The sequence below is a fragment of the Sphingobacterium shayense genome, from assembly GCF_013179575.1.
In the GTDB taxonomy this organism is placed as follows: Bacteria; Bacteroidota; Bacteroidia; order Sphingobacteriales; family Sphingobacteriaceae; genus Sphingobacterium; species Sphingobacterium shayense.
The window spans coordinates 1-13480 of the sequence record NZ_JABMCQ010000111.1 but is presented as its reverse complement, the minus strand read 5'-3'; the positions used below and the strand labels follow the sequence as shown (position 1 = coordinate 13480).

Below are 13480 nucleotides of genomic sequence, written 5' to 3'. Positions count from 1 at the left end.
GACTTTAAGCTGAATCAGTGGCTACATGGGTTAGATTCCGCATTCTTCGATGACGAGTATCCGTTGCCTGTCGAGGGGATGGGGGAGGTGTTGGATAAAATTACAAACCAAAACGGCATTATCTGTACCTATCATTTTGGCGTTTATCAATTGATTAATAGTATTCTTATAAATGCACAAAGTCGCTTCGCTTTACTCGTTGGGGCTGATGTATACAGCTCATGGCGTGATCGATACCCTAAAATGATGGAACGGCTTGATCAAGCCGTTTCGGCGGGTAGATTTGTGTTGTTAAATGCCGAGTCAGCCGGTTCATTACGAGAGATGTATCGCTTGATCGAAAAGGGCTTTACGATGATCATCTATGTGGATGGAATACAAGGGCTAAAACAAGGAATGGAAAGACAATTGACGTGTGTGTCATTTCTGGGGCAACGAATATTTGTACCCAAGGGTGCGGCGATCCTCTCACATTATTTTAAAGTCCCAATTTATCCGGTCTTAGCACTACGCCGGACAAATAAAGTTCAGATCTTAATGGGTGAAACGATTTATCCAGATCAGTTTTCTGAAAAGGAAGAGTATAGCAGGTATGCTATGACCCGAGCTTTTTCATTTTTGTCTACCTATGTTGTGCATTGGCCCGAACAGTGGACAAATTGGTCGCTCCTTCATTATTTCCTAAAAGGGCGCGCTCCGATTAACCGAGAGATAGATCCCCGAGAAGTGCCGGAATACGGAGAATATTCCTTGATAAAGATTCAGCGCACAAGTTATTTGCTTAAGAAAGCAAATTACGAGATATTTCCCTTGAATGAGTCTGATTTTGAGATTCTTCTGAATCATTGGGGTATATAGATATTTCAATTGAAATGGAGAAAATTGTTATATTAGCTTGCGATACACCTAAACTTTTACCGCATGACTATCAATTATTTTTTCAAAACGAGCAGTTCTATCCAATTTATTTTTTGGCCGATTTATTTCTTACTGATGGTTTTTGTCAACAGTGAATTGAGACCCGAAGGTTCGTTTTTAGCGACGCTTTATGGTTTCTTGATACTCGTTTTCTTCGTGAATTTTGGATTATTCATCGTCTATGTCATTTTGATGAAAGCTCCCTTAAAATGGCTTCAATTTTTGCTGCTACCCGTGATGCTGATTGTTTATGTAGCCTTTCTATATACTGCGGTAGTCATCTTTCCTTCTTTTGCGCCGAACAAGTCCGCAATCGAGCCCGCCTCGTCAGCCAACGTGTTGTTTATCAAATTGCTGGATAAATCGGTTGGCATATTTGCTTTCGTCGGAGCCATGGCTTTTTTTATAGTAAGCAGATATAAAGAGAAAATGCTTAACGAAGCGGAAAAGAATAGGTTGCGAGAGGAACTCGCTCGTAAAGATATGGAGTTTGCCTCCTTGTCAATGGAAGTGACTCCCCATTTTTTGTCAACGGAATTGAATGAAATAAGGAACGAATGTGAACAGGGAAGGCCCGAGGTTGGTGATAGGGTAGCGCAATTAGCCGAATTGATGGTATATAAACTGAAAACGGCAGGAAACGTGACAAAAACCGTCCCAATAGATCTTGAGCTCAATTATTTAGAGAAATATTTGGCTACCGTGCGCTCACGATTTCCTGACAGTATTGTTGATTTCCAGGTTGAGGGAAGCCCCATGGGCCCTCGAATAATACCTGGGGCATTAATAAGTATTATGCAGAACGTTTTTAAACATGGAGCCTTCAAAGGACCCGACAACGCTGTGGTAGCAAGGCTTCAAGTAGACGATAGCCGGATCTTATTCACATGCTCTAACCGGATCAATAAGTCGCAGGATACGTTGACGTCTACAAGATTGGGTATTGAGAACATACGCAAGCGCTTAGATCTAGCCTTTCCTGGGGAGCATCGTTTTGAAGTATCGATAACCGAAGATGAAAAGTTTTATGTTGAACTTGAAATAAACGAGAAATGAAAAGAATAAAATGTGTAGTAATAGATGATGATCAGTCGGCAATTGAAGTGTTGCGCCGAATGATTCGAGAAATTCCCGAATTAATTCCTGCAGGTTTTACAACGAATCCTGATAAGGGGCTAGAAATGATCAAGACGTTGAACGTCCAATTAGCCTTTGTCGATTTGCATATGCCAGAGCTATCAGGTTTAGACCTAATCAGGGCAGTCGGCGATAAAGTACAGATCATATGCTGTTCTGGTGATCCGAACTATGGGCCACAGTTATCGGAGTTAGATGTGAGTTATTATCTACAAAAACCAATCAGCAAAGAGAAGTTTCATCTTGCTGTAGCAAGAGCTCTGGAAAGATTGAATTTTGGAGAGTGGGCCGGTAAAGGCTATGCCATACCAAAGTATGATCCAGAAGAACAAATTCCTTTCAAAGAGAAAGTGAGCGGGCTTTTAGTGCTCATACCCCTCTGCGAAATTGATTATATACAAGGGAATGATAAAACGGCATTAGTGTTTCACCATGCCGGCGAGGTAACGGAGGTATTGTCTACGCTACGAGATATCGAAATTCTCCTTCCGTCGGATTATTTTATACGCGTGCACAGATCTTTTTTGCTCGCAAAAGGACGAATTTGGAAGTATGATAAGGTAGCCAGCAAACTAATATTATTAAAAAGCTGTAAGCCGACAGAGCAGATTCCTATAGGGACGAATTACGAAGCCGCGGTGAGGGAATTTTTCGCAGACAAAATAAAGAGAAGGGTCAATGGTTTCTAATTACTACAATAGATTTCGCCTTTTAAGGCGAAAGATTGACTCTGTAGATCTTAAGAATAAGGAAATCACGGAGTATTCAGATTTCGTTCTAGAATGTAGCGTGCTTCTTTTAGAGTTATTCGGGGATATAAACAGTTCCATGCAGAACCTATATGAAATCGCGCAAAATCGGTATTCGCTACAAAAGCATAACATTCATGTCATCACAGAAAAGGATGTCCATGATCAATTTCTCAAGGATCAGATATTGCATTTCAAACAAACTATTGCCGATTTTCAACGATTATATTTTCCCCGAGAAAATCCTTGTTTACTTCATATCACTTCTCGTGAAATACTGCTGTTTTTACGGTTGGTACGCGAGGCTGGCATCCTAAACGCCGAGGACGATCTTGGACAAGCAGTTAATTTTATCCATTTTCATTTTAGGACGAACAATCAGGATCACCTTTCCTATGAGAGTCTTCGAAAGAAATACAGCGTCCTGGATAAGAAGCAAATCAAAAATATGGACAGGATGCTTAAAGCATTATTGCGTATTAACGAAGGCTATCTCTATAAACAAAATCTGTTATAATGCGGAGTCTTATGTTGCGTGACGTCCGCTTTTTGATAACACTTAAACCACATTTAGTTGAATAGTTCGCTTCAACAACGAAAAGGAACAAAGTCTACTGATGAACTCGGAGGCTGAACTTCTTTTGGCAGGCATTCTGATCAGATGTATCGGTTATCAGAAGCTTATCCACGTTCGCGATTATCTCAATTTTTCAAAGTACCCATCTGGCGAAATTTACCTTTAGAAAAAATAAAATTCGTTTATTTAGAAGGGATTACATATATTTGTTTCTATGATCTGGCTCTGCCGATGCTTTTCTGAAACGTTAAGGTTACTCTTCTCTCTCAGTTCTCGCTTTTTCAGCTGCTAATTTTGTTGTCAATATAACAGGTGCAGTACGTTTTTGAACTTGGACGATTTCAAGCCACACAAAATACAAACATCATTTCTTGCAATCAAATGGATTTATCATTATGATGGTGTCAACATCAACATAATAATGGCGTAGGCCGAAATTGAAAATACTTATAATCAAATACAATAATACAATGCAAGAAGGAACAGTAAAATTCTTTAACGTTACCAAGGGTTTCGGTTTTATCACACCAGCAGGTGGTGGTCAGGATGTCTTCGTACATTCAACAGGTTTAATTAATGATGTTCGTGAGAACGACAATGTGACATTTGACCTAGAGGACGGCAAAAAAGGCGTGAACGCGGTAAACGTTCGCGTGGCATAAACTTGAAGAAAGAGAGTCGGTCTTGATACGACCGATATGTAGCAGAAGGCATCCGTGTTTATCTGCTATTTTTTTGCTCTAATATCCCCCAATATTGCATCTTTTCATTAACGGATAATCAGGGACAAAAGATAGGTGGCATCTTCGCCGATGCTTATTCCTGAATGCTGACTTTATTGGCACTTCTATTGTGCGATAATATGAATCCGCTTCCATCGCTAAGGAGAAAAACGTACAAAGCAGGTTCTAAAAAGAAGTTCCTTTGCACACTTTCTATTTCTCGATTTGCTGTCCATAGCGTGCCTCAAAGAATTTAATTTCAGTTGTGAATTCTAAATACTGTTGAAAAATTAGTCAAAACGAACAACCTAGAGTTAAAGATAAAAGTATAACACATCTAGAAGTTAGTATAGCAAACAAAATGAAGCGATAAGCCACCCGGCAGGACCATTAGGCTACAACTCTAGAACTTTTATTGAGTGGAACTAACCAATATATGAGTAAAATCTGCAGTGCCTACCGGTGCTATCTCGTAAAGCCGTTGTTTTCGAGATTTGAGTTTTCTCAACAACACTCCGGAGTCATTTTAACAATTTTCTATGGGGAAGATCCAACATGATACGTTCAATCCATTCTTCTTGTTGATCCTTTAACTTGACGTGCGGGCTAAACCCTATCCTGTCAATAGGCCTTGTGTCAGTCCAACTAGATTTTTCCGGGGGGATGTATAGCATAAAACCTTCAAAAGGTAGCTTGGTAGGGATCGACATACCGACATAATCCATCATTCCAACTGAATTATGCCCATATGTAAAAACTTTATCGCTTTGTTTGCTAAGATTGATGAAAAATTCAGTGGAACTGCCAGCAAGCTCATCAAAAACTAGTGCCACTTTCTCAGGGATTGGAAGGATGGAATCCAAGGGAAAGCTCACGCTCGGCATATATAAGAATTGTTTTTTTGTGATAGAGAGCTCACGATATGCTTCCCGATACGCTTTCAATGTTTCTGGAGGAAAGTATTTTTTATAGCCTTCTGGTATCGGATTGTTGACGAACGCATCGAGGTCGGACATTTTTCTATTAGAATTTTCTTTAGATATGCGAAGATAGGACCCTCCCTGATGTATCGGAGCAGTAGCAATATACGGGATCAGGCTAGTCCAGCCTGAACTTCCGCCGCCATTACCCCGCAGATCAATAATTAAAAAACGCGTACTTTTTATTATAGAATCATTTTCCGTGACGATTCGGCTAATTTTTTCATCGTTGTTTTCGAACGTAGGAATTTTCAGATAGGTAAAATCATTGTTGATCTTTTTAAACATCAGTCCATTTTTATCATCTTTCCAACTTTCCAATTCTTCGGATTCCAGCGGAGTTAATTCCGTGCCCTCTTTAACCCAAAGTTGCATGTTCCATATTTTCAGTAAACTACCTATCTTCTGTGCAGGTATATCAATATTTATTTTTCTATTATAAAGTGACGCAGAGAAAATATCTCCTTTATCGGTCAAAGTGAAGTAAACAAAGCCCTGTGGGAAAGTATCATTGGTGGAGGAGACCTTCAGCGCTTTAAAAGTATTGGTCCCGTATTGGACGATCGCAATTTTAGTGTCTTTATTATCCTTCCAGATTCCTGTAACGGCATGGCTAGTTGGGTTTGCAGATAGCTTATTAATTTTCGAAAGATCGATAGGAATTACAACACTGTCCGGTTTTGAGCTGTACTCTACTCTGAAATGTTTGTCGTAGAAATAATTTACATATTGTTTTAACACTGAGTAACAAGTATCCGTATCGTTTGTGTTTATTGCTTTATCAAGCAAATGAATCTTGAAATCATCATATTTAGCTCGGTTTGCAGGTTTGACCTTATCAGGGAAACCTGCATAGTTCTCTTCCGTTTTTTTAATGGTCATTTCAAGATTGTCCAAACAGTTGCATTTGTCCGCGGCGTATATACACCTCATACCATTGACCCACATTGTTATGAGTACTATTATTAGAATTTTCCCCGTTGAGCCCATATAAAATCGGAATAATGTTAATACAATATACGAGATTTTTGCAACATATAACTTTCTGTTAATCAAAACAATATTTCCTGATTTTGGCCAGTTTGGAGCGTCTGTAAAATACCTAACTTAACGGACTAAATTTTTTAAAGTACACATAGATATCTTAGCAGAGCTAGGGCTGCAAAGGCTTTTTCTTACGCCAGGTATTTCTGAAATATTGTTCTTCTAGGACGAGTATGAAGTTTTGAAAAAAGAGAGATCATGTAATGCTTCTTTTTTCATTGCAGCAAATGTTGTCAAATCTATTTGTTTTTTAAAAAATAGATATATATTTGAAACAGTTAATTCGATTTAGCAATAAACTTGCTAAGTCTAGTCTAACCAGTATACAAAACCTTTTTACCTTATGTTAAGAAAGAATAGAATTTTTTTGCTTAGTTGCGCATTCTTGTTTTCTAGCTCAGTAGTTTTTGCAAAACCACTTTTGCTGAACAAAACGCTGGCTCTAAACGCGTATAAAGTGCAACAACCTATTAACGGGAAAATCATCGACCAGGATGGGAGCCCTATTGCGGGAGCTACCATCAAACTTAAATCATCCTCCATAGTAACCCTTTCCGATGTTCAAGGACGATTCTCTATCAACGCCGAAGTAGGGGACGTTTTAGAAGTTTCATTTATCGGTTTTCAAACCGCCGATTTTAGTATTACCAACGATGCTCCCGTGTTCACTTTGCAATCCGAATCGCAAAGTGTGGAAGAGGTGATAGTAATCGGTTACGGTACTACAACTAGAAAATCGGTGGTAGGCGCAGTAGACCAAATAAATTCAAAAGCGATCGAGAACCGTCCCGTAGGGAATGTTACACAGGCCCTGCAAGGAGCCTCTCCGAGTTTGAATATTCAGCAGCGGAGTATGGATCCCAACGGAAACACCATGAATATCAACATTCGTGGTATTTCAACGATGAATAGCAATGGACCGCTGATTGTTATTGACGGTTTAGTGTCGGAAAATGGTAGCTTAAATAAAATAAATCCTGCGGATATTGAAAGCGTCTCCGTACTAAAGGATGCCGGTACCGCGGCGATTTATGGGTCACGATCGGCGAATGGTGTTATCCTAGTAACAACAAAGAAGGGGCAACGGAATCAGAAGCCGAAGGTTGCCGTAAGTTCCCAAACGGGGATGCAAGATCCAAATGTACTCTTCAGACCGGTAACGGGCTACCAAAATGCTACGTTAAAAAACTTAGCGCTAACCAACATCGGTGAAAGCCCACAATTTACGCCAACTCAAATTCAAGATTTGTACGATCACCAGTCCGAAGAACGCTGGAACTACGACGAGATTTTACAAACAGCTATTCAGCAAAACCATAATGTTACCGTTTCAGGAGGAGGAGAGAATTCCACGTACTTGTTTTCAGGGGGATTCTTCGATCAAGGGAGTAATTTCGTTGGTGATAATTATGGAATTCAGCGGTACAATCTGAGGTCCAACGTTAGCGCGGAATTTGGCATCTTTAAACTGAATTCCATTTTGGCCTATACCCGAAACAATAACAATGCAACGACGGCGGCAAATGCAATTATTAATTCATCGCGTATACCTTCGTATTATTACTACCGCATGCAGGCCGACAACGGCCGCTATTTGGTGAACAATGCGCTGACCGATCAAAATCCCTTGGCGGAGCTGCGGGAAGGCGGTAACCAAAAGCACGACAATGACTATTTCAATGCAAACTTATCGCTCGACGTTAAGCTGTTAGATGGGCTGAAGCTTCGCGGGGTGTTCGGTGCAGATATTTATTCAGATCATCGTTTCATACGAAGAAGACAAGTGCCTTTGTACACGAGCGCTGAGGCGGAGAAACCTCTGGTATTTGTTAACTCAACCCGGAATACAGAAGACTTTAATGAAAAATACTATCTGTTAAACTATCAATTATTATTGGATTACAACAAAACATTCGGTAGTCATAATGTAACTGGTCTATTTGGTGCCACCAATGAATCATCTACGCGCACCCAGAATGAGCTTAAACTGAAGTTTACAGACCCAATTTTAGGGACTCCAACATCCGGAACGGAGATTGATCCCACAAGTCGGGTAACCTTACAAGGCACAACAGAGACCAGTATCACCTCGCTGTTCGGGCGCGCCGGATACTCCTATGCAGACAAATACTATGCAGAGGCCAGCTTTAGGTACGACGGCTCCTCGCGATTTGCCAAAGAAAATCGTTGGGGCTTTTTCCCATCCGTGTCCCTCGGTTGGAGAGTTTCCGAGGAAAATTTCTTAACGGCATACAAAGAAAAAATAGGTGATTTGAAGATCCGTGGATCCTATGGTGTGTTGGGTAACCAAGATATTGGCGATTACCAATATATGACGACATATTCGACTTCGACAAATACATATGGTTTTAACAACCAAGGGGTGTCAGGAGGCGGATTCGCGTATGGAAATGTTGACCTACAATGGGAAAAGACCTATAACTTCAATATTGGTTTTGATGCAGCTTTTCTAAATAACAGCTTAACAGCTAGTTTTGATTATTTCAACAAAAATACTGTAGACATCCTACTAGTTCCGGAAATTCCAACCTTATTTGGTACAACCTTAAATAGAGTCAATGCTGGTGAAATGCAAAACAGAGGCTGGGAGCTCGTGCTGTCCTACCGTTTGACGACAGGTGATTTCAACCATACTTTCTCTGGAAATATAGGTGATTCACGTAATAAAGTAACCTATTATGAAGATAAAGAGCAACTAACGACCACCGATAATATTACGCGGATAATACGGCAAGGACTTCCTTTTAACGCCTATTATGGTTATAAAACCGACGGATATTTCCAAAACATGCAAGATTTGGAAACTGCTGCGCTACCAGTTGGCTTAAGTCCGACAGATTTGAGACCTGGCGATGTGAAATATGTTGATAGAAATAGTGACGGTATTATTGATTCGAAAGATCGGTACGTACTAGGAAATGGTTTCCCACGCTACACTTTCGGTTTCACCTATGATGTATCGTTTAAAAACTTCGATTTTAGTATGTTTTTGCAGGGCGTTGGTAAGCGTGATATGATGGTTCGCGGAGAGCTCGTGGAGCCTTTTCACCAAAATTATTCGTATGCGATCTACCAGCACCAGTTGGACTATTGGACGCCGACAAATATCGGTTCGCGTTATCCGCGCCTAACCGGTGCAGGGTCTGCATCGACAACGAATAACTATCAAAAAGACTCGGACCTATTTTTATTCGACGGTCAGTACCTTCGGTTAAAGAATATCCAGGTTGGTTATAGCTTGCCTACATCGCTAACTAATAAAATCGGGCTGCATAAGGTTCGCGCATTCGTTAACGCGCAGAACCTGTTTACCCTAACTCATAATTCATGGATTGATCCAGAGTCGTCAGAATTTGATGGCAATATGGGTGGAGGAGCAAACAGTGCACGAAACTATCCTACATTAAAATACTATGGTTTCGGGTTCGATATTCAATTTTAATAAAATTCAAGTATGATACAATATAAATATATCCACTTGCTGCTGCTATTTGCGGCATGGACAGTGGTAGGCTGCAATACGTTAGATCCAATTCCTACCGACAGGCATACCGATGAGACGTTCTGGCAATCTGTTGACAATGCAGAACTGATGGTGAATATGGCCTACAACCAAATGTATTCAGCCGATAAAATGTGGAATGATGAAGCTTTAAGCGATAACGTCTTTGAAGGCAGAACAAATACCGATCAGCGCGCTATCCGCAACGGAATTGCCGACCCTTCTTTAGGCCGTTTCGCCGATGAATGGAAGCAAGCATACGAAGGGTTGAAAACCTGCCACGTTTTTCTTGCTAATATCGATCGGGTCCCGGAAATCGACGCGAATCTTAAAGCTAGAAGAATTGCGGAAATCCGATTTATCCGCGCATTTATTTATTTCCGCCTAGTGAACTTTTATGGTGACGTTCCTTTTTTCACCACGGATATCACCTTGGAAGAGAGTTATACGAAAAGCCGGACTCCGAAGGCTGAAATTCTAAGTTTTATTCACAGTGAACTGCAGGAGATATCTTCCATTTTGCCGAGTCGTAACGGGATGGCAGCCGCTGATAACGGAAGAATTACCAAGGGTGCCGCAGAAGCATTCCAAGCACGCGCATATCTCTACGAAAGCAACTGGAATAAGGTTGTAGAACATTGTGAAAATTTAATTAACAACCAAGGAACATATGGCGAATATGGGTTATTCGCAAATTATGCCGGATTATTTGCCGCGGCCAATGAATATAACAAGGAGGTAATATTAGATTACGGTTATGTTCCTTCATTGAAATTTTGGGGTAAATTTTATGACGCCGCACCCCTTTCCAAAGGAGCCCGTTTAAATGCTTACGCGCCCGTCCAGAGTTTGGTTGATAGTTACATAACTTTAAATGGTCTCTCTATTACCCAGGATACGAAGTATAATGAAGATAATCCCTACGTGAACAGAGATCCACGGATGGCCTCTACCATCGTTTTTCACGGTGGAGAGTGGCAAAATTTTGGTGGATCAACGTCGACAATTTATATTAAGCCCGGTACCGGAAATAATGATACCGAGAAACTTGACGTATATGTGAGTGCCAGTTCCAATTCGACAGCAACAGGGTATTACATAAAAAAATACTACGATGTTACCGCAGTAGATAACTATAATTCAGGTTTAAATATTATCATGTTCAGGTATGCAGACGTATTGTTAATGTATGCTGAAGCGAAGAATGAATTAAGCAAGCTATCTAGTCAAGATTGGGACGGTACGATCAAATTAATTCGTGAAAGAGCTGGTCTGGAGAGCTCAGGTGCTTTGGATTATCCTGTTAGCGCCTCTCAGGATCAGCTACGGACAATCATCAGAAATGAGCGTAGAACCGAGCTCGCATTAGAGGGGCTACGCTATTATGATATCATAAGATGGAAAGCGGGGAAACAATATCTCGACGGTGAGGTTCGTGGTGCGAAATTCGAAAATGGTAACTCGAGTTACATTCGCTTAGACACTCGGAAGTTCGACGAGAACAGGGACTATTTATGGTCAATCCCGCGCAACCAAATGGACTTAAATCAAAATCTGTTACCAAACAATCCGGGATACGCTAATTAAAATATTAAAGACAAAAAAATTATGAAAAATTATATAAATATACTGTTGTGTTCATTCATTATTATATTTCTTCATTCTTGTAAGACCGATGATATGAACTATAGCGATGCACAGGTGACAGCCGTTACTGCGCTTTATTCGCCGACGGATAACGCGGCTGTGAAGTTAGTAAGTGCCGGCTCGGCTTCCCTATTTTTTGAATGGGAGCCCGCGCAAACCGAAGATAACGGTGCTGCACTTTACGAAATCGTATTTGATAAAGTCGGTGGGGATTTTTCTCAGCCTATTTACACGACAACCTCCAATAATAACGGCTACCTATCTAATGCTACATTAACTCATAAGGTGTTAAATAACGTTGCTTCGATGTCAGGGATCGGTCCTGGGGAGTCTGGGGAAATAATATGGACAGTCGTTTCCTCGCGCGGGTTGAATCGTGTTCTGAGCGATCAAGTACGTACCTTAGCGATCACCACACTGGAAGGGTTTACTGATATGCCAAACGAAGTGTATCTAGTGGGAGAGGGATCGGAAACGGGAACCGACGTGAGTGCTAGTCTTTCATTTAAACAAACGGCATCGGGGGAATTTGAAATCTATACTAAACTCGAGGCGAATAAGGATTATGTTTTTATTGACCGCAAAGGGGCTTCACCACGCTATTTTTACTCCGATGATCAGGTGAAATTAAAAGAAGGTGAGCAGGAAAGTAAAATGCAAGTGCCAAAAACTGGTATCTATAAAATCAACCTCGATTTTAACGTTGCCACGGTTTCTTTAAGCGAAATAAAAAGTATTGGATTATGGTTTTCTCCCGACAACAAAATTTTATTTGACCTTCCTTATGCAGGGAAAGGAGTATGGACGGGAACCGGCGTAGTAAAATTTAAGCAAGAGGATTGGGGAAAAGATCAACGTTACAAATTTCAATTTGAGGCAATCGAGAACGGTCAAACAGTAACCAAGCAATTTGGTACGTTGAATGCCTCGGACAATCCGCCTAATGCAAGCTCTGATCCTTCTTATTATTATGTGAAAGTCTTGTCGAATGTTACCCAGTGGGATGATAAATGGAAATTTATTGACGCTGTGGATGGTGCATCGACGACAATATCCGTGATACTACAAGGCGATAAGGAATACACACATTCGGTCACCGTTAATTAGCAAAGAGTAGTATGAGAAAGATAATAATATTGATGATTTTTATCACAGGATTTTTTTCCTGTGATAAAATTGAAGATGAATACATGTTCGATGATTCCATAGCCGAATCATGGGAAAGTATCGCGGATCAAGCTACTGATAAATTGATTGCAGAGTTTTGGAACCAGCAAGGGTATTTTAACTATGGGAGTAATGGTTCGGATAATGGATTTCAGTATTGGCCAAACGCACATGCAATGGACGCGGTAATCGATGCTTATTTGAGAACGGGCGATTCGAAATATAGCGCTTATTTTCAGCGCTGGTTTGAAGGAGTAAAAACCAAAAACGGGGGTAATTATTACAACGAGTTTTATGATGACATGGAGTGGAATGCATTGACATTTCTTCGGCTATACGAGGTTACCGAAGACCAGAAATACCTCGCTGCTGTTAATCTCTTATGGGACGATATTATCTTAGCCTGGAATGAGGAGTATGTCGGGGGAGGATTAGCTTGGAAAAAAAATCAACCCTATAGTAAAAATGCATGTTCGAACGGTCCGGCGAGCATATTAGCAGCTAGACTGTACCAATTAACGAACGATCAAAAATACTTAGACTGGGCGCTTAAAATTTACGATTGGCAAAAAAATAATCTATACGATCGCTCTACGGGCGCAGTATACGATAACATCGATGGTCGGACGAATGTAGTCAGTACCGTAGCCTTAACGTATAATCAGGGGACCTTTTTAGGAACGGCAGTCGAATTATATCGAATAACGGGAGATCCGATTTATTTAAATGACGCACAGAAAATAGCTAGCTACACCGTTACCAAGTGTATTGACGCCAGTAATAATGTCCTCAGAGATGAAGGCGAGGGTGACGGCGCATTATTTAAAGGGATATTTATACGCTACTTTGTAGATTATTTATCGCTGGAAGGAATCAATCCGTCTTATAGGACCAAATTTGAAAATTTCTTGATCAATAACGGAAAGGTAGCGTGGAATCGTGGGAATGACCACAATGTCCTATTGTTTGGGAAATCTTGGAGCGAGATCCCGGTAGGCAACACAAAGTTAACATCA

Annotated in this window: 10 protein-coding genes; 9 read left to right on the top strand and 1 reads right to left on the bottom strand. The window is 40.6% G+C overall.

What is annotated here, in order from left to right:
* From HP439_RS12885 to HP439_RS12865, 5 genes are all read left to right on the top strand, one after another.
* Positions 1–858, top strand: an 858-nt coding sequence (locus HP439_RS12885; protein WP_172390748.1) for a lysophospholipid acyltransferase family protein, incomplete at its 5' end; no start/stop codon positions are given.
* Between the two features lie 63 nt (positions 859–921).
* Positions 922–1974 carry a sensor histidine kinase gene (locus HP439_RS12880; protein ID WP_172390747.1) on the top strand — a complete coding sequence of 351 codons (1053 nt, stop codon included), beginning with the start codon at positions 922–924 and terminating at the stop codon, positions 1972–1974.
* Positions 1971–2744 (top strand): LytR/AlgR family response regulator transcription factor, encoded by a 774-nt coding sequence (locus tag HP439_RS12875; protein ID WP_172390746.1) that lies wholly within the window; start codon positions 1971–1973, stop codon positions 2742–2744. Before HP439_RS12880 ends, HP439_RS12875 begins: the two co-directional genes overlap by 4 nt.
* A gap of 139 nt (positions 2745–2883) precedes the next feature.
* On the top strand, positions 2884–3321 hold the full coding sequence (locus tag HP439_RS12870; RefSeq protein ID WP_172390745.1) for a hypothetical protein: 438 nt from the start codon (positions 2884–2886) through the stop codon (positions 3319–3321).
* 530 nt (positions 3322–3851) lie between these two features.
* Positions 3852–4043, top strand: coding sequence for a cold-shock protein (locus HP439_RS12865; protein ID WP_172390744.1), 192 nt, complete (start codon positions 3852–3854; stop codon positions 4041–4043).
* A gap of 581 nt (positions 4044–4624) precedes the next feature.
* Here the strand turns inward: HP439_RS12865 and HP439_RS12860 are convergent.
* Complete coding sequence (locus HP439_RS12860; protein ID WP_172390743.1) at positions 4625–5980, bottom strand: S41 family peptidase; 1356 nt, start codon at positions 5978–5980, stop codon at positions 4625–4627.
* Positions 5981–6584: 604 nt separating this feature from the next.
* On the opposite strand from HP439_RS12860, the gene HP439_RS12855 reads away from it, so the two are divergent.
* The 4 genes from HP439_RS12855 to HP439_RS12840 all read left to right on the top strand — a co-directional run.
* Positions 6585–9590 (top strand): SusC/RagA family TonB-linked outer membrane protein, encoded by a 3006-nt coding sequence (locus HP439_RS12855; RefSeq protein ID WP_216657844.1) that lies wholly within the window; start codon positions 6585–6587, stop codon positions 9588–9590.
* A gap of 12 nt (positions 9591–9602) precedes the next feature.
* Positions 9603–11237 carry a RagB/SusD family nutrient uptake outer membrane protein gene (locus HP439_RS12850; RefSeq protein WP_172390741.1) on the top strand — a complete coding sequence of 545 codons (1635 nt, stop codon included), beginning with the start codon at positions 9603–9605 and terminating at the stop codon, positions 11235–11237.
* A gap of 21 nt (positions 11238–11258) precedes the next feature.
* Complete coding sequence (locus tag HP439_RS12845; protein ID WP_172390740.1) at positions 11259–12404, top strand: SusE domain-containing protein; 1146 nt, start codon at positions 11259–11261, stop codon at positions 12402–12404.
* A gap of 11 nt (positions 12405–12415) precedes the next feature.
* On the top strand, positions 12416–13480 hold a 1065-nt coding region (locus tag HP439_RS12840), incomplete at its 3' end, for a glycoside hydrolase family 76 protein (RefSeq protein WP_172390739.1).

Excerpts from the sequence above, each read along its gene's own strand:
- HP439_RS12880 (WP_172390747.1), top strand. The coding sequence starts at position 922 with ATGACTATCAATTATTTTTTCAAAACGAGCAGTTCTATCCAATTTATT.
- HP439_RS12875 (WP_172390746.1), top strand. The coding sequence starts at position 1,971 with ATGAAAAGAATAAAATGTGTAGTAATAGATGATGATCAGTCGGCAATT.
- HP439_RS12870 (WP_172390745.1), top strand. The coding sequence starts at position 2,884 with ATGCAGAACCTATATGAAATCGCGCAAAATCGGTATTCGCTACAAAAG.
- HP439_RS12865 (WP_172390744.1), top strand. The coding sequence starts at position 3,852 with ATGCAAGAAGGAACAGTAAAATTCTTTAACGTTACCAAGGGTTTCGGT.
- HP439_RS12850 (WP_172390741.1), top strand. The coding sequence starts at position 9,603 with ATGATACAATATAAATATATCCACTTGCTGCTGCTATTTGCGGCATGG.
- HP439_RS12845 (WP_172390740.1), top strand. The coding sequence starts at position 11,259 with ATGAAAAATTATATAAATATACTGTTGTGTTCATTCATTATTATATTT.